Origin of the sequence: Stappia indica (assembly GCF_009789575.1) — a bacterium.
Taxonomy (GTDB): Bacteria; Pseudomonadota; Alphaproteobacteria; order Rhizobiales; family Stappiaceae; genus Stappia; species Stappia indica_A.
Genome location: NZ_CP046908.1, coordinates 980,958 through 1,003,543 on the forward strand (window position 1 = coordinate 980,958; position 22,586 = coordinate 1,003,543).

Annotated in this window: 24 protein-coding genes and 1 tRNA gene; 11 read left to right on the plus strand and 14 right to left on the minus strand. The window is 67.4% G+C overall.

Annotation, left to right across the window (positions count from 1 at the left end; genetic code table 11):
• Positions 1-296: 296 nt before the first annotated feature.
• From GH266_RS04555 to GH266_RS04575, 5 genes are all read left to right on the plus strand, one after another.
• A complete protein-coding gene (locus tag GH266_RS04555) occupies positions 297-893 on the plus strand; it encodes a hypothetical protein (RefSeq protein ID WP_158192851.1) in 597 nt (198 codons plus the stop codon).
• 295 nt (positions 894-1,188) lie between these two features.
• Positions 1,189-2,610 (plus strand): circularly permuted type 2 ATP-grasp protein, encoded by a 1,422-nt coding sequence (locus GH266_RS04560; RefSeq protein WP_199270442.1) that lies wholly within the window; start codon positions 1,189-1,191, stop codon positions 2,608-2,610.
• 6 nt (positions 2,611-2,616) lie between these two features.
• Positions 2,617-3,564 (plus strand): alpha-E domain-containing protein, encoded by a 948-nt coding sequence (locus GH266_RS04565; RefSeq protein ID WP_158192852.1) that lies wholly within the window; start codon positions 2,617-2,619, stop codon positions 3,562-3,564.
• A gap of 79 nt (positions 3,565-3,643) precedes the next feature.
• Entirely contained in the window at positions 3,644-4,465 is an 822-nt protein-coding gene (locus GH266_RS04570) for a transglutaminase family protein (RefSeq protein ID WP_158192853.1), read from the plus strand.
• Positions 4,466-4,586: 121 nt separating this feature from the next.
• Positions 4,587-5,318, plus strand: a complete 732-nt coding sequence (locus tag GH266_RS04575) for a proteasome-type protease (RefSeq protein ID WP_158192854.1) — start codon at positions 4,587-4,589, stop codon at positions 5,316-5,318.
• Positions 5,319-5,323: 5 nt separating this feature from the next.
• On the opposite strand, the gene GH266_RS04580 is transcribed toward GH266_RS04575, so the two are convergent.
• The 3 genes from GH266_RS04580 to GH266_RS04590 are packed head-to-tail and all read right to left on the minus strand — an operon-like array spanning position 5,324 to position 8,504.
• Positions 5,324-6,022 (minus strand): ATP-binding cassette domain-containing protein, encoded by a 699-nt coding sequence (locus GH266_RS04580; RefSeq protein WP_158192855.1) that lies wholly within the window; start codon positions 6,020-6,022, stop codon positions 5,324-5,326.
• A 2-nt stretch (positions 6,023-6,024) separates the two neighbouring features.
• Positions 6,025-7,236 carry an ABC transporter permease DevC gene (gene devC, locus GH266_RS04585; RefSeq protein ID WP_209001541.1) on the minus strand — a complete coding sequence of 404 codons (1,212 nt, stop codon included), beginning with the start codon at positions 7,234-7,236 and terminating at the stop codon, positions 6,025-6,027.
• Positions 7,233-8,504, minus strand: coding sequence for an HlyD family efflux transporter periplasmic adaptor subunit (locus tag GH266_RS04590; protein ID WP_158192856.1), 1,272 nt, complete (start codon positions 8,502-8,504; stop codon positions 7,233-7,235). Before GH266_RS04590 ends, devC begins: the two co-directional genes overlap by 4 nt.
• Positions 8,505-8,565: 61 nt before the next feature.
• Between GH266_RS04590 and GH266_RS04595 the strand changes: the two genes are divergently transcribed.
• On the plus strand, positions 8,566-9,234 hold the full coding sequence (locus tag GH266_RS04595; RefSeq protein WP_158192857.1) for a TetR/AcrR family transcriptional regulator: 669 nt from the start codon (positions 8,566-8,568) through the stop codon (positions 9,232-9,234).
• Positions 9,235-9,261: 27 nt separating this feature from the next.
• Here the strand turns inward: GH266_RS04595 and GH266_RS04600 are convergent, their stop codons facing one another.
• Positions 9,262-10,086, minus strand: a complete 825-nt coding sequence (locus tag GH266_RS04600) for an endonuclease/exonuclease/phosphatase family protein (protein WP_158192858.1) — start codon at positions 10,084-10,086, stop codon at positions 9,262-9,264.
• Positions 10,087-10,279: 193 nt separating this feature from the next.
• On the opposite strand from GH266_RS04600, the gene GH266_RS04605 reads away from it, so the two are divergent.
• Positions 10,280-11,167, plus strand: a complete 888-nt coding sequence (locus GH266_RS04605) for a hypothetical protein (RefSeq protein WP_158192859.1) — start codon at positions 10,280-10,282, stop codon at positions 11,165-11,167.
• A gap of 72 nt (positions 11,168-11,239) precedes the next feature.
• The gene (locus GH266_RS04610) at positions 11,240-11,635 is read left to right on the plus strand and encodes a hypothetical protein (RefSeq protein WP_158192860.1); all 396 of its coding nucleotides are present in this window, start codon (positions 11,240-11,242) and stop codon (positions 11,633-11,635) included.
• An 89-nt stretch (positions 11,636-11,724) separates the two neighbouring features.
• Here GH266_RS04610 and GH266_RS04615 read toward each other — a convergent pair whose 3' ends face one another.
• The 4 genes from GH266_RS04615 to GH266_RS04630 all read right to left on the minus strand — a co-directional run bounded on the left by GH266_RS04615 (position 11,725) and on the right by GH266_RS04630 (position 15,118).
• Positions 11,725-12,519: an ATP12 family chaperone protein gene (locus GH266_RS04615; protein WP_158192861.1), complete on the minus strand. Its 795-nt coding sequence runs from the start codon at positions 12,517-12,519 to the stop codon at positions 11,725-11,727.
• Positions 12,519-13,211: an HAD-IA family hydrolase gene (locus tag GH266_RS04620; RefSeq protein WP_158196044.1), complete on the minus strand. Its 693-nt coding sequence runs from the start codon at positions 13,209-13,211 to the stop codon at positions 12,519-12,521. Before GH266_RS04620 ends, GH266_RS04615 begins: the two co-directional genes overlap by 1 nt.
• A 3-nt stretch (positions 13,212-13,214) precedes the next feature.
• The gene (locus GH266_RS04625) at positions 13,215-14,225 is read right to left on the minus strand and encodes an RluA family pseudouridine synthase (protein ID WP_158192862.1); all 1,011 of its coding nucleotides are present in this window, start codon (positions 14,223-14,225) and stop codon (positions 13,215-13,217) included.
• 302 nt (positions 14,226-14,527) lie between these two features.
• Positions 14,528-15,118: a TetR/AcrR family transcriptional regulator gene (locus tag GH266_RS04630; RefSeq protein ID WP_158192863.1), complete on the minus strand. Its 591-nt coding sequence runs from the start codon at positions 15,116-15,118 to the stop codon at positions 14,528-14,530.
• A gap of 148 nt (positions 15,119-15,266) precedes the next feature.
• Here GH266_RS04630 and GH266_RS04635 point away from each other — a divergent pair, with 148 nt between their 5' ends.
• A complete protein-coding gene (locus GH266_RS04635; protein ID WP_158192864.1) occupies positions 15,267-15,665 on the plus strand; it encodes a RidA family protein in 399 nt (132 codons plus the stop codon).
• A 65-nt stretch (positions 15,666-15,730) separates the two neighbouring features.
• Here the strand turns inward: GH266_RS04635 and crcB are convergent, their stop codons facing one another.
• The 5 genes from crcB to GH266_RS04660 all read right to left on the minus strand — a co-directional run bounded on the left by crcB (position 15,731) and on the right by GH266_RS04660 (position 18,720).
• Entirely contained in the window at positions 15,731-16,117 is a 387-nt protein-coding gene (gene crcB / locus GH266_RS04640; RefSeq protein ID WP_158192865.1) for a fluoride efflux transporter CrcB, read from the minus strand.
• A 2-nt stretch (positions 16,118-16,119) separates the two neighbouring features.
• Entirely contained in the window at positions 16,120-16,548 is a 429-nt protein-coding gene (locus GH266_RS04645) for a VOC family protein (RefSeq protein WP_158192866.1), read from the minus strand.
• Between the two features lie 38 nt (positions 16,549-16,586).
• On the minus strand, positions 16,587-17,999 hold the full coding sequence (gene mgtE, locus GH266_RS04650) for a magnesium transporter (protein ID WP_158192867.1): 1,413 nt from the start codon (positions 17,997-17,999) through the stop codon (positions 16,587-16,589).
• 242 nt (positions 18,000-18,241) lie between these two features.
• A tRNA-Leu gene (locus GH266_RS04655) sits at positions 18,242-18,328 on the minus strand.
• Between the two features lie 125 nt (positions 18,329-18,453).
• Positions 18,454-18,720, minus strand: coding sequence for a FliM/FliN family flagellar motor switch protein (locus GH266_RS04660; RefSeq protein WP_158192868.1), 267 nt, complete (start codon positions 18,718-18,720; stop codon positions 18,454-18,456).
• Positions 18,721-18,845: 125 nt separating this feature from the next.
• Here GH266_RS04660 and lipB point away from each other — a divergent pair, with 125 nt between their 5' ends.
• Positions 18,846-19,556, plus strand: coding sequence for a lipoyl(octanoyl) transferase LipB (gene lipB / locus GH266_RS04665; protein WP_158192869.1), 711 nt, complete (start codon positions 18,846-18,848; stop codon positions 19,554-19,556).
• A gap of 151 nt (positions 19,557-19,707) precedes the next feature.
• Positions 19,708-20,076 (plus strand): dihydroneopterin aldolase, encoded by a 369-nt coding sequence (gene folB, locus GH266_RS04670; RefSeq protein WP_158192870.1) that lies wholly within the window; start codon positions 19,708-19,710, stop codon positions 20,074-20,076.
• On the opposite strand, the gene GH266_RS04675 is transcribed toward folB, so the two are convergent.
• On the minus strand, positions 20,051-22,552 hold the full coding sequence (locus GH266_RS04675) for a patatin-like protein (RefSeq protein WP_158192871.1): 2,502 nt from the start codon (positions 22,550-22,552) through the stop codon (positions 20,051-20,053). The two genes, folB and GH266_RS04675, sit on opposite strands and share 26 nt — an antisense overlap.
• Positions 22,553-22,586 lie beyond the last annotated feature (34 nt).

Sequence of the window (22,586 nt, forward strand, 5' to 3'; positions counted from 1 at the left end):
TGATATGCCAGGAGGAGCGCGATGGCCGGGGCAGGCCCCCCGGCCGAGCGATCCGACGCCGCAGATCGAAGCTCGAACGGCGCCCTTCGGGTATGCCCGAACCCGCCGGCAACAGCGTCGCAAGCCCTTGAAAACCTAATGGTTTCCTGCGGCCTTGCTCCTTGTATCCGATCGGGTTCGGGCATACCGTTTCTCGACAGAATTATGAGTCCACGACCTAGCGCGCGCCCCTGACAGAAGGTGTCAGGAGCCTTGGCGTATCTCCCGCTGCGCATCACGCAGACCAGGAGCATCGCATGCAAGACCATTGCCTCGAAGTCGTCGCCTACCGGGTGGCGGATCCGGATCGCGCCGACCATGAACGCAGGCTCGCACTCGACAAGATCCGCTCGTTCCCCGGCTTCCTCGCCTGGACGCAGCTGACGGGAACCGGCGAGGCGGCCCAGCGCGTCGATCTCGTCGCCTGGAAGAGCGAAGAGGCGGCGCTCTCGGCCGCACGCGAGGTCGGAGAAGGAGCAGACTTCGCCGGCTTCCGCGCCACGATCGGCAGCGTTGCCAGCATGGGCCATTATGCAGCAAACCGGCCGGCGCCGGTCGGTCGCCTTGCCGGGGACGGGATGGAGATCGGCCGCTTCCGACTGAAAGCCGGCGTTGCGGAAGCCGACATGCGCGCGGCCCATGCACGAATGGTGGAGCAGCACCTCTCCCGCCAGCCGGGCTGGCTGGGCCAGCGGCTGGCGCGGCTCGAAAGCGGCACCTTCCTCGATATCGCCATTGCCGACAGCCGGACACGGGCCATTGCCATCTGCGAGAGCTGGCAGGGCAACGCGGATTGCGAGGCCTTCCTCGCCCTGATCGAGCCGGAAAGCATGGAATTCGGCGAACTGGTGTGATCCGCAAGAGTGCCGAGGCACCGCATGGCGGCGCATTCCCCGCAGGAATGCGCCGTTTTCGCATGTGTGAAACCTCCCGATTTGACGTAAGCCCCCTGGGCGTTAAGCTTGTTGCCGCAGGGTCCCGTCCCGGTCGACCTGCCTGCCGGGAATGCAGATGGAGGTGTTTGCTGGCGCATTTTCGGACTTGGAAGGCGCCGTTCCGGTTTGCGAACATGGGGCCTGCCGGCGGAGCGCCAGACCGCTTCGCCTTCAAGAACAAGACGACATTGCGGACGAGGGGTTAGAGACACGCATGGGGGAGAGCACCATTTTCAACGAGATGCTGACCGCCGACGGCAGGCCCCGCGCGCCCTACAGGCGGCTCGCCGAATGGTTCGACACCCTGTCACCGGCGGAGATGCGCAAGAAATCGCGCGAGGCAGAGACGATCTTCCGCCGCCTCGGCATCACCTTCGCCGTCTACGGCACATCCGCGGCCACCGAACGGCTGATCCCCTTCGACATCGTCCCGCGCGTGCTCTCGGCGTCCGAGTGGCGGCGCCTGTCGGCCGGCATCGACCAGCGGGTGCGGGCGCTCAACGCCTTCCTCTATGACATCTACCACCGCCAGGAGATCGTGCGGGCGGGCCGCGTGCCGGCCGAGCTGATCCTGCAGAACGAGGCGTTCCTGCCGGAGATGATCGGCTTCACCCCGGCGCGCCGGGTCTATGCCCATATTATAGGCACCGACCTCGTGCGCGTCGGCGAGGACGACTTCTACGTGCTGGAGGACAACACCCGCACCCCGTCCGGCGTCTCCTACATGCTGGAGAACCGCGAGACGATGATGCGGATGTTCCCGGAGCTGTTCCAGCAGAACCGGGTGGCGCCGATCGAGCACTATCCGGACATGCTGCGCGAGACGCTGGAAAGCGTCGCGCCGGAGAATTGCGACGGCGACCCGACGGTCTGCATCCTGACGCCGGGCATCTACAACTCCGCCTATTTCGAGCATGCCTTCCTCGCCGACACGATGGGCGTGGAGCTGTGCGAGGCGCGCGATCTCTATGTGGAGGACGGCAAGGTGTGGATGCGCACCACCCAGTCGCCGCAGCGGGTGGACGTGATCTACCGGCGCATCGACGATGCCTTCCTCGATCCGCTGACCTTCCGTCCCGACAGCATGCTCGGCGTGCCGGGCCTGTTCGACGCCTACCGGGCGGGCAACGTGACGATCTGCAACGCGCCGGGCACGGGCATTGCGGACGACAAGGCGATCTATGCCTATGTGCCGGACATCATCGAGTTCTATACCGGCCAGAAGCCGATCCTGAAGAACGTGCCGACCTGGAACTGCGCCAAGCCGGACGACCTTGCCTATGTGCTCGACCGCCTGCCGGAGCTGGTGGTCAAGGAGGTGCACGGCTCGGGCGGCTACGGCATGCTGATCGGCCCGACCGCCTCCAAGCGCGAGATCGCCGAGTTCGCCAAGCGGCTGAAGGCCAATCCCGCCAACTACATCGCCCAGCCGACCCTGGCGCTGTCGGCCTGCCCGACCCATGTGCAGTCGGGGCTGGCGCCCCGCCATGTCGACTTGAGGCCCTATGTGCTGGTCGGAGACAAGGTGCGCATCACGCCCGGCGGCCTGACCCGCGTGGCGCTGAAGAAGGGCTCCCTGGTGGTGAATTCCAGCCAGGGCGGCGGCACCAAGGACACCTGGGTTCTGGAGGACTGACGAAACATGCTCGGCCGTACCGCCGCATCCCTGTTCTGGACCTCGCGCTACAACGAGCGGGCGGAGAACATGGCCCGCCTGCTGGAGGTGGGATATCGCATTGCCATGATGCCGCGTCTGGGCCAGGACGCTGCCGACGACTGGCGCTCGACCTTGGTCAGCGCCGGCTGCGACCAGGGCTTCTTCAAGAAGCATGACGAGCTGACCAAGCGCGCCATCGTCGCCCACATGCTGTTCGACCCGGACAACCCCTCCTCCGTGCGCTCCTGCATCGAGGCGGCCCGCAACAACGCCCGCTCGGTGCGCACCGCCATCACCGGCGAGATGTGGGAAAGCCTGAACACGACCTATATCGACTTCATGGAAGTGCGCCCGCAGCACATGACCGACGACAAGCTGCCGGGCTTCCTGACATGGATCAAGCAGCGCTCCATGCTGTTCCGCGGCGCCATGCTCGGCACCTTGATGCGCGACGAGGGCTACCACTTCTCGCAGTTCGGCTGCTTCATCGAGCGGGCCGACAACACTTCGCGCATCCTCGACGTGAAATACTGGATCCTGCTGCCGGACAACGAGGTGGTCGGCGGCGACCTCGACCGCTACCAGTGGTCGACGATCCTGCGCTCGGTCTCGGCCCATCGCAGCTACCGCCACGCCTATCGCGACGCGCAGATCCGCCCGTTCAACATCGCCGAGTTCCTGATCCTGCGGAAGGAGATGCCGCGCTCGCTGGCCTATTGCTACGACTGGATCTCCGAAAGCATGGACGCGCTGACCGCCCGCTACGGCGAGCAGCCGATGAGCTACGACATGGCCCGGCGCACCTACCAGCTGCTGGACGGGACGACGATGCAGCAGGTGTTCCAGAGCGGCCTGCACGAATTCCTGGGAGACATGATCGCCAGAAACAACGGGCTGGGCGCGCAGCTCGCCGCGGACTATCACTTCGCCTGACACGAAACGCGGAACAGAACGATCGAAGGCCGGCGGCAACACACGCAAAGCCGGCCGCAGACGAGGAAGCCGGAGAGCCATGCGCCTCAGCGTCAGACACGTGACCCGCTACCGGTACGACCATCCGCTGGCCCACATGGTCCAGCAGCTGCGCCTGACGCCGCCGAACCTGGTGGGACAGAAGGTGGTCGCCTGGACCATCGACGTGCCGGGCTACGACCGGGCCGCGCACTACATCGACGCCTTCGGCAATCCGGTCGCCATCGTCAGCCACCGCGAGGCGATGAGCGAGCTGACCATCACTGTCGAGGGCGTGGTCGAGACGCAGGACCAGGCGGGCGTCATCGGCTTCCCCCCGAGCCCGACGCCCGACAACGTGTTCCTCCGCTACACCCCGCTGACCAAGGCCAACCCGGCGATCCGCCGGCTCGGCGCACTGGCCGAGCGCAGCGAGGCGGACGCGATCTCCGGTTTCCACGACCTGATGCAGGCGATCCGCGACAAGGTCGCCTACCGCACCGGCGTCACCGAGGTGCATACCGCGGCCGTCGATGCGCTGAATGCCGGCGAAGGCGTGTGCCAGGACCATGCGCATATCTTCATCGCCGCGGCCCGTTCCATCGGCGTGCCGGCGCGCTATATATCAGGCTACATGCTGCTGGACGACGGACAGGGATCGGAGGCGCATCACGCCTGGGCCGAGGTCCTGCTGCCGCAGCTCGGCTGGGTCGGCTTCGACATCTCGAACGGCATGTGCCCGACCGACCGCTACATCCGCCTCACCTGCGGCCTCGACTCGCGCTCCGCCGCGCCGATCCGCGGGATCCGCACGGGCGGGTCCGGCGAGAACATGGATGTGGAGGTGGCGGTTTCACAGGAATCGCAGCAAGCTCAGCAATAGGACCGTTGCCGGCAGGGCAGCGAACCTGTCAAATCTGCCGGAGCCGGCGCGACGCGCGAATCGTCGCCGCGCGCTGTCCGGCCGGGCGTCCGCCCTCCCCGTTTTCGGAGACTGTCTGCTCATGACCTATTGTGTCGGTCTGAAGCTCGATCGCGGCATCGTGATGGCCGCTGACACGCGCACCAATGCCGGGCTCGACAATGTCGCCACCTTCAAGAAGCTGCATGTGTGGGAAAAGCCCGGCGACCGGGTGATCTGCATGATGGCGGCCGGGAACCTGGCCGTCACCCAGTCGGTGGTGAGCCTTTTGAGCGAGCGGCTGAAGAGCGAGGAGCCGGGCCGGCCGACGCTGCATTCGGTCGACACCATGTTCCAGGCCGCGCGGCTGGTGGGCAGCGCGGTGCGCGACGTGCGCGCCATCGACGGCGAGGCGCTGGCCGCCAATTCCGAGAGCTTCAGCGTCACCTTCCTGCTCGGCGGCCAGATCAAGGGCGAGGCGCCGCGCCTCTTCCAGATCTATTCGGCCGGCAACTTCATCGAGGCCTCGGCCGACACGCCCTTCCTGCAGATCGGCGAGCACAAATACGGCAAGCCGATCCTCGACCGGGTGACGCAGGCGGACATGCGCCTCGGCCAGGCGGCGAAGCTGGTGCTGCTGTCGTTCAACTCGACCCTGCGCTCCAACCTGTCGGTCGGCATGCCCATCGACATGCTGCTCTACAACACCGACAGTTTTTCCGCCCACCGCCAGACCCGCATCCGCGAGAACGACCCCTATTTCGCGGACCTGTCGCGCATGTGGTCGGAAAAGCTGCGCGACGCGGTCGCCGAGATCCCCGACTTCGAGATCTGACGCCCTCACCCCTCGAGGATGCGCCCGTCCTCCATCCGCACGATGCGGTCGGCAAGGTCGAGGATGCGGTTGTCGTGGGTGACCATCAGCGTGGTGGTGCCGCGTTCGCGGCCGAGCCGGCGCAGCATCTCGACAACGGCAAGGCCGCTGTCGCGGTCGAGCGCGGCGGTCGGCTCGTCGGCCAGCACCACCGGCGGGTTGCCGACCAGCGCCCTCGCGACGGCGACACGCTGCTTCTGCCCGCCGGAGAGATTGCCCGGCAGGTAGTCCACCCGCTCCGACAGGCCGACGAGGCCGAGCACATGGCGCGCCGCCGCTCTCCCGTCGCCGGTGACGCGGTCGCCATGGACGGCGAGACCCATATGGACGTTCTGCAGGGCGGTGAGGCTTTCGTGCAGATTGTGCGCCTGGAAGATGAAGCCGAGCTGCCGCCGGCACGCAACGAGCTCCGCCTCGCTGGCGCCCTTGAGCTCGCGGCCGAGCAGAACCACCGAACCTGCCTCGACCTGGCGCAGGCAGCCGATCAGGGTGAGCAGCGTCGTCTTGCCGGAGCCCGACGCCCCCATCAGCACCACCAGCTCGCCGCGCCGGATCTCCAGATCGATATCGAACAGCACCTGCTTGCGCGCCTCGCCGCTGCCGAACCAGTGATCGAGACCGCGCACGGCAATGGCCGGAGAGGGGGGCGCCAACGCGTCGCCCATGATCAGAACAGCTCCGCCGGATTGGCCCGCGCCAGCCGCCGCGTGGCGATGGCGCCCGACAGCGCGCACATGGCGAGCGTGCCGAGGAAGACGAGGACCGGCCGCCCGGCGGGCATGAAGATCGGCAGGCCGGTGCCGGCGGCGACCGCCGCATAAAGGCCGAGCGCCACGAGCACGCCGGGCACGAAGCCGAACAGGGCGAGGATGAAGGCCTCCTCGAAGACGATGCCGAGGAAGAAGCGCTGCGGATAGCCCATCGCCTTGAAGGTCGCGTATTCGCGGATGTGGTCGGCAACGTCGGTGGACAGCACCTGATAGACGATGATGACGCCGACGAGGACGCCGATGACGACGCCGAAGCCGAAGACGACGCCGACCGGCTTCTGCGTCGTCTGGAAGCGCTGATCGCGGGCCGCAGCCTCGTCCAGCGTCCACACCGCAGTGTCGGAGGCCGGCAGCGCCGCGCGCAGATCCGCAAGCACGGCTGCCGGGTCGGCACCCGGTGCAAGGCGCACCAGCACATAATTGGGCGCGCCGGGCAGGCGGGCGGGGAACAGGCGCAGGAAGGTCTGATCGGAGACGACGAGATAGCCGTCGGCGGAAAAGCCGCCGCCGATCTCGAACGTGCCCGTCACCGTGATCTCCCGCCCCCGCGTCTCGAAGCGATAGGGTTCGCCGGCCTCCACGGCGGCGAACAGGTCGCCCGGCACATTGCGGGTCAGGCTGTCCATCAAGGCGGTGTCGGGCAGCATCAGGTTCTCGGCCTGTCGGGCGAGAAGAGGATCACTAAAGGGCGCGCCGGTCGGGTCGACGCCGAACAGGTCCATGGTGCGGATGGTGCCGTCCGGCTGCTTCCAGTCGATGCGGCCGTAGTAGAAGCCGGTGGCGGAGGCGACGCCCTCCACGGCAAGCGCCTGGTAGAGCCGGTTGCGCGGCAGCGGGCTGCCGTCGAACAGGGTGTTGGCATCGGAGGCGGAGACGAGGATGTCGCCGTTCAGCACCGTGTAGGGAAGGCGGATGCTCTCCACCAGCGCGCCGAGAAAGCCGAGCTGCATGAAGATCAGCACATTGGCGAAGGCAACGCCGGAGAGCGCAGCGGCCAGACGCCCCTTGTTGTGCACGAGCTGCAGCCAGCCGATGGGCAGCCGGCCGAGCAGCCCGGTGAGCATGGGAGTGAGCAGGGGGGTGAGCAGGGGAGTGAGCGGGCCCGTCACGTCCCCTCTCCCGTTATGATGCGGGCGGTGACCTGCAGATTGGTGAAGCGGCGCACGCGGGCGATGTCTGCCGGATCGATGGCGACATGGACCTTGATCACGCGCGCGTCGGTGCGCGCGGCCGGATCGGCGCCGGTCGCGGTCTGGCGGCCGACATCCCAGCCGATCCGCTCTACCGTGCCCGCAATGGCCCCCTCGAAGGCCTCGCCGGTGATCTCGACCGTATCGCCAGTCTCGATAGCGCCGATGCGCGACTGGTAGACCTCGACCTCCGCCATCATCTTGTCGATGTCGCCCATGTCGAGAATGCCGCGCTCGCCCGGCCGCTCGCCGGGCCGCACATGGATGTCGAGCACGACGCCGCCGGCCGGCGCCAAGACCTGCGAGCGGGCAAGATCGGCCTGCGCCAGGGCAAGGGCTGCCCGCGCGGCATCGAGATTGCGCAGGGCAACGGCGATATCCGGCGGGGCATCCGGCGTGTCGGCAGTGTAGCGGCCAAGGGTCGCCCGCGCGCTCTCCACCTCGCGTTCCGCCGCCTCGGACCGGGCGAGCGCATCGTCATGGGTGGCGCGGGTGACATGGCCGCGGGCGAGCAGCTCCTGCGAGCGCTCCAGCTCGCGACGGGCCGTGGCGGCGGCAACCTTCGAGCGTTCGAGTGCTGCGCGCGATTCCGCCCGGCTGGCCTCGACAAAGACCCGCTGGCGGGCAAGCTCCGCCTCGCGCAGGTGCACGGCGGCCTCAGCCGAGGCGAGCGCGGCCAGAAGCTGCGGGCGGTTGTCGAGCTCGGCCAGCGGCTGGCCCGCCTCGACGCGCTCGCCCTCCGCAACCAGCAGCCGCGCGATGCGGGCATCGCCCGCCCCGAAGGGCGGCGCGACGGTGACGACGAACCCGTCCGGCAGCAACCGGCCGAGGCCGAAGACGGCGGTCGTTTCCTGCCCAGTTGCCGCAGGCGGCGGGCCGCCCGCAGCTCCCTCGTCGCCGGCCTGCCAGGGGAGACTTCCGCGCGCCTGAAGCGCGGCACCGGCGGCAAGGCCGGCGCCGACGAGGGCAAGGCCGAGCGCAAGGCTACGCAGGCGAGAGAGGATCGTCCATAGTCGCGGGCGGACCGGGCCGGGACGCCCCGACTCGCGCCGCACGACCGAAAGCGGCAGGGCGGAGACCTCGGCGGACGGCGCGGCGGCGGCAGAGGGCCCGGCTCCGGCTTCCGCTCCGGCCTGCGCTCCGGCTTGCGCTTTGGCGCCCGCGGCGGGGTTCGGGATTGAGGACATGACACGATCCTGTTAATGACCCAAAAGTCATTAACAGTGCGCAACAGGAAGTGCAAGGACGATGACGGAGAGCGATTCCGCTGCGGAAAGCCCGCGCCCGCGGCGCCGGCGCAAAGAGGCACGCCCTGGCGAGATCATCGATGCGGGCCTGCAGGAATTCGCCGAGAACGGTTTCGCGGCGACGCGGCTGGAAGACGTCGCCCGGCGGGCCGGCATCGCCAAGGGCACGATCTACCGCTATTTCGCGAGCAAGGAGGATCTGTTCGAGGCGGCGCTTTCCTCGCGCATCACCCCCTTCTTCGACGATGTGGCGGGGCTGGTCGCGGCCTATCCCGGCTCATCGGAAGAGCTGGTGCGCACCGCCCTGCCCCGCATCTACAAGGCGCTGTTCGAGGACGGGCTGCATGTGTTGATGCGCATCATCATCACGGAAGGCGGGCGCTTTCCCGCGATTGCCGAGCTGTACCACCGCCGGGTCATCAGCCGCGGCCAGGAGGTGATCGCCGCGCTCGTCCGCCGCGGGGTCGAGCGCGGCGAGTTCCGCCGCAGCGCGCTGACCGAGTTGCCGATCGTGATCGTCGCACCGGCGGTGATGACCATCGTCTGGAAGATGACCTTCGACCGGTTCGAGCCCATCGAGACCCGGCGCTTCCTCGCTGCCCATGTCGACATGGTGCTGGAGGGGCTGCTGGCGAAGGACAAAGGCGGAACGGAAGCGGCAGACGGCTGACGGCGGGCACCCAGAACCCAGAAGAGGCTACACGGGAAGCTCGCCCGCCCTGCAGGCCAGGTGATACTGCACCGGCGCATGGTCGTTGACGGTCCACATCTGATATTGCGGCATGGGAGGCTCGGCGATGCACTGGGAAATACCACCGTTTCGCCAGATATAGTCAAGCACACGGGAGCGGAAACGCTCGCTGCGCGGCACGTGGGTGGGAGCAATACCGGGTGGCACCTGGTCCCAGCCAAAATCGTTCAGTTCACGCTTAGTGAAGACGGGAAACGTCTCAAAGCCGATGTTCATGTCGCCGATCAAAGCCGCCGGCTTGTTCCGCCGGTCGAGCTTGTGGCAGCTCTCGAGGATTTCTTCCGCAGCCTGATCCTTGATCACCGCCTTGGCGTGAATGCCGCCGATGGTCATGATCCCGGCGTCCATGAACATCGTCGGGCGGACGTGATCACGCTCCCACTCGAAGGTGATCCTGTCGCCGAGACCGACAAGGCACGGCAACCGCTCGTCCCACAGATAGGCGAAGTTGCAGACACCCACATTGCCGGCCGAATTCGGGAACCAGCTGAACCCGCCGCGCATGCGCGGTCCCGGATAACCGACGGCGCACATCCGATTGGCGAGAAACTCGGCGAACTTTTCACCCCCGCCCTTGCTCTCGGTGACCTCCGCCAGGATGAGGATGTCGAACTTGGCATAGCGATACCAAGAGACGATCGACTCCACGATCATCTCGGTGCTGTGCGTCATCGAATATCCGAAGGGCTGGCTGGGGTCCTCCCGCACGACGTTGTGCTTCTCGATGTTCCAGAACCCGACGGTGAGAAAATCCTTGCCGCGCTTCAGCATCCGACCCTCATTCCACAATGCGCAATGAACAAATGGCTGGGCGAACCGTGCGGAACCGCCGGTCGCAAGACAGCTCATCGTAGCCAGACACCCCCAAAGATAGCAATGATCAAATTTACAATTTTTAGTATTGAACAGGGTCACGACCCTTGGTAGCGTTACGGCATCTTTCCGCCAGAAGGTGCATATTCCGATGAAAGATCTTTATGCCAAGGCATTGAATGGTCAGCTTTATGCGACCGAGACCGACACCACCGCGACCGTTCAGATCTACAACAACCTACCCGTGAAGATCGCGGTCTACAACTCAACCAATACCGGGATGCGCCAGCTTCTGGGCCATGTCGAGCCGGGCTCCAACGCCCCTGTGACCGGGACGGACGGCGACTATCTGGTGATCGCCTCGGCGATGAGCGGCAGCTTCATCAGCGCCTACGCCCTGAACACCACCGAGACCACCTACACCGTCGACAATTCGGTCCTGACCTCGCCGAACGACATCGGCTCGATCCCCGAACCGACCACCAACGTGCTGGTGCCGGTCAACTCGCCGCTGGTGATGGTCGCGATTTCGACCGTCTCGCCGGACGGATCGACCACCAACTACATCACCCGCGAACAGTTCTGGAACCTGCAGGGCGACAGCTACAGCCTGGCCGTCGGCGAGAGCCGGACCGTCAGCTACACCATCGTCTCGGGGCGCCAGACCACCTCGTCGACCCAGGACACGGTGGGCGCCAGCATCGGCGTCGACGCGCATGCGGGCTGGGGACCGATCTCGGCCGGCATCTCCGCCAGCCTCAATGCGGAATCCACCACCTTCCAGCAGGTCACGGTCAACGAGCAGACCACGTCCTACATGTCCGACACGGTGACCAATTCCGGCGACGACGACGTTGCGGTGCTGCGCTGGCAGATGACGGATGTCATCACGATCTTCTCGCCGAGCTATCAGCCGCTCGCCTCGATCGTCAGCGGACTGAACCCGATCATCGTCAAGAGCTACAATATCTCCGACCTCATCACCCCCGAGGCTCCCTCGGACGTCATGATGCGCAAGATCCCGGTCGCCATGGGCTGAGCCGCTGCCGGCAGGCCGCAGCTCCCGGTGACCTGCGGCCCTCCCCCACTTTCTCACGCAAGGATTGCATACATGAGCTGCTGCGATTCCAGCCTCGTCAAGATCGTCAATAACTCGGGCACCGCCTTCACGGTCACCGCCTCCGACGGCACGGTCGGCAACCTGCACGACCTCGACAACGGCACCACCATCGCCGACCAGAGCAACGCCAGCGGCACCGCCTATTCCAGCGGCGGCACCAACGGCAACTGCTCGGGCTATGTGACCATCACCACCGCCAACGGCAGCTATTCGCTCACGTTGAACTATGCCTTCACCGCGGCGAACAACCGCGGCTCCTGCCCCTGCACGGCGAGCGCCCAGGATACCGTGACGGCCGCGAACTATGTCGCCACCGCCGTGGCGACGGACGGCTCCAGCAACGGCACGGCCAGCACCGTGTGGACCATCACCACCCAGCTCACCTGAGCCCGCCGCCGCACAGCACCCAGATGCAGGAAGGCCCGCCGGATCGCTCCGGCGGGCCTTTTCCGTTTCCTGCGGTCGCGCGCGGCCGGTCAGCCGATGTCGCGGCCCGCGCAGGTGTCCAGGATCAGCGCCGCCGCATCGAAATCCCGGCGGCGAGAGGCCCGCAGCGCCGCAGCTTCCGGATCCTGGCCCCACTGCTCGATGTTCCAGTCCTCGTCGACGAAGGCGGCGCCCCAGGCCTCGTCCGCCGACAGCCGGCCCTCCATCAGCGCCAGCGCCAGCAGCGCCGAGCCGCTCAAGGTCGTCGCCACATGCAGCGCCGCAAGCGGCAGGGGCGCAAGCGGCGACAGCGCCTGCCGGATGCGGGCGAGCAGCGCCGCGTCCTGGCGCACCGGCATGACGCCCTCCGCCAGCACGAAACGGCCGCCGAAGCGGTCTTCAGCCCAGGCCAGCACCGGCCCCCAGGTGGCGTTCTGCCGCTCGACCAGCTCCTGCGGGGTGTCCGCACGGTAGAACAGCAGGTCGTTGCCGGCATAGGCGGTGACGTCGTCGGCGACCTCGCCGGCGCGCGCCGGCACCGCGTCGATCGCCGCATTGGCGATGCGGGTGAGCGGCATGGTCGCCGGATCGATCTCCTTGCCCTGCGCCGCCCATTCGCCGGCGATGCGGGCGGCAATGTCTTCTTCGGCAAGCGCAAGAAGATTGCGCCCCGTCGTCTTGACCGGCCGGCCGTCGAGCTGGACCGCATGCAGCCCGTCGTCCTGCCGCGCGATCCCCGCCTCCTTGTAGAAGCGCTTGGGCAATTCGCGGCGGGACAGGGCCCTGGCGCGCTCGACCGGATCGATGGTGCTGCCGGCCTCGATATCGCTCAGCAGGTCGCGCATCACGCAAGCTCCCTTTCTTCCATGTCGCTCCAGCCGAGCAGGGTGCCCAGCGCCGGCAGCAGCTCGTCGAACCGGTCGAGGATGCGCGCCGCGCCCGCCGCCTCCATCCGCGCCCGCGGATGGTAGCCCCAGCTGACGCCGAGGCCGGCAACGCCGGCGGCGCGCGCCATCTCCATGTCGAAGCCGGTATCGCCGATCATCACGGTGCGCGCCGGCTCCGCCCCGGTCTCCGCCATCGCCTGCAGGATCATGCCCGGATGCGGTTTGGACGGCGCCTTGTCGGCGGTCTGGATGGTGACGAAGCGCCCTTCGAGGCCGTGGCTTTCCTGCATGTGACGGACGCCGCGCATGGCCTTGCCGGTGGCGATGCCGAGCAGCACGTCGTCACGCGCCGACAACGCGTCGAGCGCCTCGCGCGCGCCGGGATAGAGCGGATCGTGATCGAGCCCGGCGAGCCGGCGCGCCACCTTGGACTGGCGATAGGCCTCGGCCATCGCCGGCACCAGATGATGGTGCTCGGGCGCGATGAGCCGCGCGAAGGCGACGTCCAGCGACAGGCCGACGATGGACAGGCCCGCCTCGCGCGACGGCGGGGCGAGGCCGACGGCCTCGAACCCGACGGCAAGGCCGTGCAGGATCGTCTCCTGGCTGTCGACCAGCGTGCCGTCGCAATCGAAGATCACAAGGTACAGGGCCTATTCCTCCGGATCGTTGGTCTCGGGATCGTACTGGGCGGCATCGAAGCCGAGCAGGTTCCAGCTCTGCTGCATGTGCGGCGGCAGCGGCGCCGACACGTCGATGGTGCCGCGGCCCGAGGGGTGCGGAATGACGATGCGCCGCGCATGCAGGTGCAGCTTGTTCTGGAGGCCGCCGGGAAACTCCCAGTTCTCGATGTTGAAATATTTCGGATCGCCGACGATGGGATGATGGATATGGGCGGTGTGGGCACGCAGCTGGTGCGTGCGGCCGGTGATCGGCCGCAGCGACACCCAGGAGACCTTCGGCCCGGCATTTTCCACCACCGAATAGAGCGAGACGGAATGCTGCGCCTCGTCCTCGCCGTGGCGGGCAACGCGCATGCGCTCCTCGCCCTCGTCGCGGGCCAGATAGGTGGAGACGCGGCCCTGGCGGGGCTTCGGCACGCCGGCAACCAGCGCCCAGTAGATCTTGCGGGTCTGGCGGGCGCGGAAGGACTTGGCCATCTCGGACGCCGCCTTGCGCGTCTTGGCCAGCAGGAGGATGCCGGAGGTCTCGCGGTCGAGCCGGTGGACGAGACGCGGCTTTTCGCCCTTCTCGTCGCGGAACGCCTCGAGCATGCCGTCGAGATGGCGCGTCAGGCCGGAACCGCCCTGCACGGCAAGGCCGGCCGGCTTGTTCAGCACCATGACCTCGCGGTCCTCGTAAAGGACCATCGCCTCGACCGCCTCGCGGTCGCCGGCCACCAGCTTGCGCGGCTTCGGCTTGGCGTTGGCGCTGTCCTTCGCCGCCACATGGGCATCGACGGTGAGCGGCGGGATGCGCACCACCTGGCCGGTGCCGACGCGGGTGGAGGTTTCCGCGCGCTTGCCGTCGACGCGCACCTGGCCGGTGCGCAGCAGCTTTTGCAGGTGGCCGTGGCCGAGGCCCGGATAATGGGTCTTGAACCAGCGGTCGAGCCGCATGCCGGCCTCGTCCGAGGTGACGGTCTTCTGTTCGATACCGGACATGATGCTTCCCGTTGCAGGCAAGGGCGCGCGCGCTGATCGCAGCCGCTCGCCCCGCCCCTTTTTCAAGCGCCCTACCTAATCCCGACGCCGCCCGAGGGCAAGCAAAGCATGGCGCGCGCGCAGCGCTTCAACACACGAGCTAGTGTGGTGAATTTTGAAATACGCCTTACTTCGCAGCACCCCAAGGAGCGTATTTCAAATTCGAAAACCACACTAGAAACATATATTTGCTAGTCACCCTTTTGAATCTGAAGTTCGTTCAGAGCATGCCGCGAAATGTGACGAACTTCAGATTCGGGTGACTAGCCCTGGAGCAACCCCTCGGCCATCGCCCGGAACGCCTCGACCGCCCGCGGCAGGGCCGCGCGCGGGTCCTCGCTCGCCGCAACCCAGAGCGCGGCGGTGAGCGCCGCCCCGCTCAGCAGGCGTGCGGCGGCATCCACATCCACCGGCTTCATGACGCCCGCCTCGATGAGCCCGGCGACCGCCTGGCGCGTGGCCTGCAGGCAGGCATTCTGGCTCGGCCATTGCGAGGGATCGCCGAGAAAGGCCGGCCCGTCGAGGAGCACGATGCGCTGCACCTCCGGCTCCAGCGCCATCTCGATATAGGCGGCCCCTTCCGCAAGCAGCCCCTGCCACGCGTCGCCGAGCCCCGCTCCGACCGCCTTGGCGCGGGCGGCCATCTCGCCGTCGACCTGGGCGACGACGGCCGCAAGAAGCCCCTTCTTGTCGCCGAAATTGTGATAGAGCGCGCCGCGCGTCAGGCCGGCCTCCGCCGTCAGCTCGTCCATCGAGGCGGCGGCAAACCCCTTTTCGGCGAAGGCTTTGCGCGCTGCCGCGATCAGCCTGGCGCGGTTTTCCTCCATCGTTTCCGCACGCCGTCTTGCCGCCATCACCCGCACTCCGCCGACATACGCGCCGTACGCCAATTGACATACGAGACGTATGTGAGATTATACATACGGAACGTATATCAAATTTCCGCCCATCGGTAAGCCCCGCAAGGGCGGCTCCCGACGCGCCGGCACGAAGGCTGCAACCATGACCAGACCCGAACCCGTCTTCCCCGCAAACCGCCATGCCCTTTACGAAGAGCACGGCTACTCCGCCGCCATCCGCTCCGGCGACCTGCTCTTCGTCTCCGGACAGGTGGGCAGCCGCGAGGACGGCTCGCCGGAGCCGGACTTCGCCGCGCAGGTGCGCCGGGCCTTCGCCAATCTGAAGGCGACCCTTGCCGCCGCCGGCTGCAGCTTTGCCGACCTGGTGGACGTGACCACGTTCCACACGGACCCGGAAAACCAGTTCGCGACGATCATGGAGGTGAAGAGCGAGATCTTCCCGAAGGCGCCTTATCCGAACTGGACGGCGGTCGGCGTCACCTGGCTTGCCGGCTTCGACTTCGAGATCAAGGTGATCGCCCGCATTCCCGAAAAGGTCTGAGGCGGGACGCTCCAGGAGAGACTGCTGCCGCGATCCTCACACGGACGGCGAGGATCGCGGCAGGATTAGCCGGCCGTCAGGCTGCGCATCACCATCAGCCCGGCGAACAGCGCGGCAATCGACACCACGACCGAAACGGCGGCGTAGATGAGCGCGGTCGTCGCCTCGCCGCGCTCCCACAAGGAGACGGCATCGAGCGAGAAGGCGGAGAATGTCGTGAAGCCGCCGAGAAAGCCGGTCGCCAGGAACAGGCGCAGGCCGGGGCCCACCCCTTCCGGGCGGGAGGCAAGCCACCCTACCAGCAGCCCCATCGCCAGCGAGCCGGCGACATTGACCGTCAGCGTGCCGACGGGAAAGCCGGGGCCGAAGGTCCTGAGCGCGGCAAGATTGACGAGGTGGCGGCCGGCTGCTCCCAGCCCGCCGCCCAGCGCCACCAGAAAGAGGTGAAACATCGCTACCCCATGAAATTCGCCCAGAGCGGCGGGGCGGCGAACTCCACCACATTGCCGTCCGGGTCGTCGACATAAAGGCTGGTGCCGCCCGCCGGCCAGGTCACCTCGCTGCGAAGGGCAACGCCGCTTGCGGCAAGATGCGCCCGCCACGGATCGAGCTGGTCGGCCGCGATGCGGAAGGCGAAATGGCCCGGCCCCTCGCTGTGGTGGCCGGGAATGACGCCGCCGTCGGTCACGGTATCCTCGATGGTCTGCCCGCGCGCGAAGACCAGCAGCGTCTCTCCCGGACCCGTGTCGTAGGCGTAGAGGCGGTCGGTCTCCAGCATGCGCTCCAGCCCGACCACGCCCGCATAGAAGGCGTGTGCCTTGTCGAGATCGTCGACATAGACGGCGGTTTCCAGAATGCCCTGAAGCGGCGGTGGTGTCGGCATGACGAATCCCTTTCAGTCTTATGCCGCCGCACATTGCCTCAAAGCGGCAGACCGAACCAGAGAGCGGCGATGCCGAGGAACGCGAAGAAGCCGATGACGTCGGTGACCGTGGTGACGAAGACGCTGGAGGCGATGGCCGGGTCGACGCCCGCCTTTTCCAGCGCCACCGGAATCAGCAGTCCCGCAACGCCTGCGAAGAACAGGTTGATGATGATGGCCATGGCGATGACCACGCCGAGGCCCGGATTGCCGGACCACAGGGTCGCGCCGGTGCCCAGCAGGACGGCGAGCGTCATGCCGTTGAGGAACGCCACCAGAACCTCGCGCCGCAGGACGCGCAGCATGTTGCGCGCCGTCAGCTCGCGGGTCGCCAGCGCGCGCACGGCCACGGTCATGGTCTGGGTCGCCGCGTTGCCGCCCATCGAGGCGACGATGGGCATCAGCACCGCCAGCGCCACCATCGCGGCGATCGGCGCCTCGAACAGCGAAATGACGGTCGCCGCAAGGCCGGCGGTACACAGGTTGACCAGCAGCCAGGTGAGGCGCGAGCGCGCCGTCACCAGCACGGTGTCGGAGATCTCCTCGTCGCCAAGGCCCGCAAGACCGCGAAGATCCTCCTCCGCCTCTTCCTGGATGACGTCGACGATGTCGTCGATCATCAGCATGCCGACCAGCCGGCCGGCATCGTCGACGGCCGCAGCGGAGACGAGGTTGTAGCGCTCGAACGCGCGGGCCACGTCCTCCCGGTCGTCGGTCGCGCGGAAGGTCTGCGGATCCTCCGTCATGATCTCGGAGATCTTCGTCGTCCGCTTGGTGCGCAGGATCTTGTCCAGCGGCACCGAGCCGATCAGGCGGAAGCCGGGATCGACCACGAAGATCTCGTGGAACGTGTCCGGCAGGTCCTCCGTCTCGCGCATGTGGTCGATGGTCTGGCCGACGCTCCAGAACGGCGGCACGGCGATGAAGTCCGTCTGCATCAGACGGCCGGCCGAGTCCTCCGGATAGTCGAGGGAGCGCTGCAGCTGGATTCGGTCGGAATAGGGCAGCTGGTCGAGAATCGCCGCCTGCCCCTCGGCGTCGAGGTCTTCCAGAATGTAGACCGCGTCGTCCGAATCGAGCTCGCCGATGCCTTCGGCCAGCGTGTCGGAGGGCAGATTCTCAAGAATGCTGAGACGGACGGCCTCGTCCAGCTCGGTCAAGGTGGCGTAGTCGAACTCGTCGCCCAGCAGCCGCACCAGGGGCACGCGCGCGTCCTCGGGCAGGGCCTCGATGAGATCGGCGACGTCCGCTTCGTGCAGATCGCCGGCAAGGCCGATCAGGGCAGGCGCGTCTTCCGCAGCGATTCCCGCCTCGACGAGCGCGAGGAAGTCGGCGCTGATGCGCCCTTCGTCGTCACGCACCGCCGGAATCTCGAAGGTCTCGGGAATGTCGGTGTGGTCGGCCTCGGTCACGCAAGTGCCCCCTCTCGCCTGCCGCAAGGTTTGCCCGCCCGCCGCAGAATGAAACCCGTCGCCTTTCCTTGAGAAAGACGCCCGAACCCAGTCCTAACATGGGAAACGCGACAATGCTGCGCCGCGCTCAACGATTTCGCAGGTGCTCACGGCGAAAATCGGGCAGAATCCACGCTCTTGCAGGGTTTTCGTCGACTTGCGCGAGGCACAAAAAAACCCGGCAAATCTGCCGGGTTCTTTTTTGGTGCGGTCGAGAAGACTCGAACTTCCACGGGTTTTACCCCACAGCGACCTCAACGCTGCGCGTCTACCAATTCCGCCACGACCGCTTGTCGTTTCCGCTGCGCTCCATCGGCTCAGCGGAGCCCTCGTCTAGCAAATAGGTTTTTCCCGCGCAAGCGCTTTACGTCAGGATATTCACAAGGGAAAGATGCATGCCGCCGCAAGGGCGAAATCACAGCGCCCCGCTCAGGCGCGCCGGACGCGCCTCGGGCGGGCGCATCAGCACTTCGGTGACCGAAACGCCGACCCGTTCGCCCTGCAGGACGACCTGCCCGCGGGCGATGGGAATGTTGTTGGCGAGGATCTGGACATCGTCCTCCTCGCGCGACATCAACTCGATCACCGCGCCGCGGCCCATGCGCAGCAGCTGGTGAATCGGCATCTCGGCCTTGCCGAGCACGACCGAGATCTCGATGGAAATATTATCGAAAGTACCCATATGACCACCGGACCGATGTCGCTTGGCAATGCCGTCGGCTTCATTCTATACGGGCCGGGCCGATGCCGCCCCGTCCGCCGACCTTGGCGGGCGTCTGGTTAACAAACTCCTAACGGACTTGCAAAATGACAGAGCGTGCGGAACTGGCCGGCTCCTTCTTCCCCAGCGCCGGCTCGCCTCCCGTCGAATGGGCGGTGAGCGACGCGCCGGTCGCCTACGACGTCGCGCTGGAAGAGATGGAGCGGCGCGTGACCGGCATCGCCGAGGGCACGATGGCCGAGCGGGTCTGGCTGCTGGAGCATCCCGCGCTCTACACCGCCGGCACCAGCGCCAAGGCGCAGGACCTGATCGCCCCCGACCGCTTTCCCGTGCACAAGACCGGGCGCGGCGGCCAGTTCACCTATCACGGCCCCGGACAGCGGGTCGCCTATGTGATGCTCGACCTCAAGCGCCGCCGGCCGGACGTGCGCGCCTTCGTCGCCGCGATGGAGGACTGGGTGATCGGCACCTTGTGGGAGCACCATGTGCGCGGCGAACGGCGCGAGGACCGGGTCGGCGTGTGGGTGCGCCGCCCGGACAAGGGCGCGACCCGCGAGGACAAGATCGCCGCCATCGGCATCCGAATGCGCAAATGGGTCAGCTTTCACGGCCTGTCGCTGAACGTGGAGCCGAATCTGGAGCACTTCTCCGGCATCGTCCCCTGCGGCGTGACCGAACACGGCGTGACGAGCCTTGTCGATCTCGGCCTGCCGGTGACGCTGGACGATGTCGACCTCGTCCTGCGGCGCTGCTTCGAGGAACGGTTCGGCCCGACGGTCTCCGCCGCCCCTTTCTGAGCCGCGCGCCCCCTTTCAGGAGACAAGGCACGACGGAACAGCACCCCCGCCATGCCGCTTTGGGCGATTGCGAATGCCGCCCGGCTGGCCTACCCATGCCGGCAACCATGAAGGTGGCCTGCCCCGGTCGCCACAAGACAGCGAGCCCCCTATGGACGCCATCCACCTCCAGGACCTTGCCTTTTACGCCTTTCACGGCGTGCACGAGGAAGAGGCGCGGCTCGGCCAGCGTTTCGTCGTCGACCTGACCTGCCGGCTGGACCTGACCGCCCCGTCCTTGAGCGACCGCTACGAGGAGACGGTGTGCTACGCCACCTTGACCCGGACCATCGAGAAGGTGGTGACCGGGTCCAGGTACAAGCTGATCGAGCGGCTGGCCGGCGCCATTGCCGATGCGGTGCTGGACGCCGAAGAGCGGATCCAGGGCGTGAGCGTGCGCGTGCACAAGCCCGGCGCGCCGCTGCCCATCGCCGCCGGCCGCGTCAGCGTCGAGATCACGCGGACGCGGGCTCCGAGCTGATTTTCTCGCCCGCCTCGGGCGCGGCCTCGGCCGCGTCCACGGCAAGCATGCGCTCCACCTCGGCCAGCAGGTCCGGCACCAGCTTGGGATCGGCAATGAGGCGGCCGTCCTCCTCCCGCAGGATCGCCAGGAACACCTCGCGCCGGATGGCCGCGAGCGCCTTCGGATCGACGCTCGCGATCGGCGCGGCGGCGCGCACCGCCATGGTCATCAGCCGGTCGGCCGCCGACAGCCGCCCCCACAGATAGTCGTGCTCGCGCCAGCGGCGGTTGAAGAACGCGCCGAAGGCATTGAGGTTGTTGCCCTTCAGCTTGACGCCGCCCGGCCGCAGCGCATGCGGGTCCGACGGGCTGATCCGGTCGATCAGGATCTCGTTGTATTCCGAGCTCGCCAGCCGGCGCAGCACCGGCAGCGTGACGAGATCGTAGAAGGCAAAGCCGATATAGGCCGCGACCAGCGGCAGCCGCAGCGGCGGCGGCAGGTAGCTGTAGGCCATCACCGAGAAGGCGTCGTCGCAAAGCCGGTCGAGATCGGCGAGCCCCATGCGGGTCGCCAGCTGGTCCAGCACCTCGCCCACGGTCTCGACATCGTCCGGCGCACAGGCGGCGAGCCGCGCCGCCGCATCGGCCGTCTCCGCGCCGTAAAAGCTCACCAACCAGCGCTGCCCGAGATGGTCGACCTGCTCGTACAGCGTGCTCTTGAGCTCGTCCATTTCCGCCGGGCGCAGCACCAGTTCGGCGCCGGCCGACCGGTAGAGCCGGTTGAGCCGGCGGATCACGAACCGTAGCCGGCGGATGCGGTAGTCGACATCGAGCCCGCGCAGGAAACGGATGATCGGCTGCGGCGTCGGCCCCTCCACCCCGCCATGGCCGGCGGCGGCATCCCCATGCTGGTGCGACAGCCAGCCTTCGATCCGCATTTCGCAGTCGCGCGGACTGGTCACCGTGCCGCCCAGGGTTCCCGCCCGGGCCGTGGCGAGCTGGGCCAGGAGATCCGCCACCCGCGTCACCACGCCGGACAGCTTCAGCCGCTGATAGCCGTGATAGGCATAACCGGCGGAGGCATGGGCGCGCTGGTTGGCCAGCATCCGGCAGCGGGTGAGCTCGGGAACCGTCATCGGCCGGTCGGGATCGGCGCGCAGGATCGACGCCACTTCCCGCTCGACGACCGGCTCGGCCGCGGCGATCACTTCCGCCACCTGGCGGACGTCGCGATTGTACTCCTCCACCTGCTCCAGCGCGTCGCCGATGGGCTCGTTGCGCGGGATATGGGCGAGCGAGGCGAGGATGACCCGAAAGAAGCCGGGCAAATTCCCCTCCCCCGCACCGAGCGCGTCCTCCTCGCCCTGACCGTTGCCGGGGGCCGGCGCCTCGTCCTTGCGGCCGAGGACATTGGCCATCGGGTCGACATAGACGATCCGCCGCACGACCTCGCGCGCGGCCGGCCGCCCGGCGATCGCCTCGATCACCGGCTGGAACGGCTTGTTCATGACGACGCTGCCATCGACCAGGATGCGGGCCTCGGGCGTCGTCTCGCTGCGCCCGAAGGCGCGGTGCAGGAAGATGCCGCGCAGCGGCCAGCTTTCGCCGCGCGCCTCAAGCACCCGGTCCATCTCGCCCACCGTCATCGGCGGAAAGGCGCCGGGAAAGGCGGATGTCGCCCGCGCCGAGAAGATCAGGTCGGGAATGCGCGCGTCGGTGAAATCGGAGACGATCTCGCCATTGCCCCGGCTGCTGGCGGAATAGCGCAGGATCAGCCGGTGCTCGGTCTCCTCCACCTCCACCGGATCGTCGATGGCAAAGCGGCGGCGGGCGCCGTGGAAGTCGGTGACGGTGACGAAGAGGTCCAGCGACTGGCCTTGCGGGATGAGCGAGTGGGGCGCACCGGGCGCATCGTCGGCCCGCATCCCCTTGGCCGCATCCAGCATCCAGCCGACATAGCGCTCGCCGGAAAAGGGTGGCGTGAACCAGCGTGCCTGCATGAACTGGCGCAGCTTGGTGCGGGTTTCCGGGTCGCCGAGCTCGGATTTCAGCGCCATGCCGACCAGCCGGTCGAGCACCGGGGCGATGGAGCCCTTGAGATAGCGGCTGAGGCCGACCGGCTCGTTGGACAGCCGGGTGACATCGGCATTTTCCAGCCAGAGATCGCGGTGGCCGTCGAGGGTGAGATTATGCGCCAGCGCCCGCGCCAGCATCACGCCGTTGACGCCGCCGGCGGAGGCCCCCGCGATCACGTCGACGACGACCCGCAGGTCCAGCGCGGGGGCGAACATCGCCAGGAACCGCTGATAGACCTCGGTGCTGGTCTCGTCCCGCGCGGACGCCCCCGCTCCGGCTCCGGCCCCGGCTCCGTTCGCCTCCAGGCGCCGCGACGCCCGCACCAGGTTCAGGAATTCCCGCGTGATGCCATGCATGTAGACGGCAAGGGAGACCCCTCCGTAAAGCACCAGCGCCAGACGCAACTCGATCTGTTTCATGGATCCTACCGGAACAGGACGCCGCCGCCATGGT

Coding starts and splice junctions, on each gene's coding strand:
- GH266_RS04590 (WP_158192856.1), bottom strand. CDS start 8,504: ATGTCCTCAATCCCGAACCCCGCCGCGGGCGCCAAAGCGCAAGCCGGA.
- GH266_RS04565 (WP_158192852.1), top strand. CDS start 2,617: ATGCTCGGCCGTACCGCCGCATCCCTGTTCTGGACCTCGCGCTACAAC.
- GH266_RS04625 (WP_158192862.1), bottom strand. CDS start 14,225: ATGTCCGGTATCGAACAGAAGACCGTCACCTCGGACGAGGCCGGCATG.
- GH266_RS04630 (WP_158192863.1), bottom strand. CDS start 15,118: ATGGCGGCAAGACGGCGTGCGGAAACGATGGAGGAAAACCGCGCCAGG.
- GH266_RS04610 (WP_158192860.1), top strand. CDS start 11,240: ATGAGCTGCTGCGATTCCAGCCTCGTCAAGATCGTCAATAACTCGGGC.
- crcB (WP_158192865.1), bottom strand. CDS start 16,117: ATGTTTCACCTCTTTCTGGTGGCGCTGGGCGGCGGGCTGGGAGCAGCC.
- GH266_RS04675 (WP_158192871.1), bottom strand. CDS start 22,552: ATGAAACAGATCGAGTTGCGTCTGGCGCTGGTGCTTTACGGAGGGGTC.
- GH266_RS04555 (WP_158192851.1), top strand. CDS start 297: ATGCAAGACCATTGCCTCGAAGTCGTCGCCTACCGGGTGGCGGATCCG.
- GH266_RS04575 (WP_158192854.1), top strand. CDS start 4,587: ATGACCTATTGTGTCGGTCTGAAGCTCGATCGCGGCATCGTGATGGCC.
- GH266_RS04570 (WP_158192853.1), top strand. CDS start 3,644: ATGCGCCTCAGCGTCAGACACGTGACCCGCTACCGGTACGACCATCCG.
- GH266_RS04615 (WP_158192861.1), bottom strand. CDS start 12,519: ATGCGCGACCTGCTGAGCGATATCGAGGCCGGCAGCACCATCGATCCG.
- GH266_RS04635 (WP_158192864.1), top strand. CDS start 15,267: ATGACCAGACCCGAACCCGTCTTCCCCGCAAACCGCCATGCCCTTTAC.
- GH266_RS04595 (WP_158192857.1), top strand. CDS start 8,566: ATGACGGAGAGCGATTCCGCTGCGGAAAGCCCGCGCCCGCGGCGCCGG.
- GH266_RS04600 (WP_158192858.1), bottom strand. CDS start 10,086: ATGCTGAAGCGCGGCAAGGATTTTCTCACCGTCGGGTTCTGGAACATC.
- GH266_RS04645 (WP_158192866.1), bottom strand. CDS start 16,548: ATGCCGACACCACCGCCGCTTCAGGGCATTCTGGAAACCGCCGTCTAT.
- GH266_RS04560 (WP_199270442.1), top strand. CDS start 1,189: ATGGGGGAGAGCACCATTTTCAACGAGATGCTGACCGCCGACGGCAGG.
- GH266_RS04660 (WP_158192868.1), bottom strand. CDS start 18,720: ATGGGTACTTTCGATAATATTTCCATCGAGATCTCGGTCGTGCTCGGC.
- folB (WP_158192870.1), top strand. CDS start 19,708: ATGGACGCCATCCACCTCCAGGACCTTGCCTTTTACGCCTTTCACGGC.
- GH266_RS04580 (WP_158192855.1), bottom strand. CDS start 6,022: ATGGGCGACGCGTTGGCGCCCCCCTCTCCGGCCATTGCCGTGCGCGGT.
- GH266_RS04605 (WP_158192859.1), top strand. CDS start 10,280: ATGAAAGATCTTTATGCCAAGGCATTGAATGGTCAGCTTTATGCGACC.
- lipB (WP_158192869.1), top strand. CDS start 18,846: ATGACAGAGCGTGCGGAACTGGCCGGCTCCTTCTTCCCCAGCGCCGGC.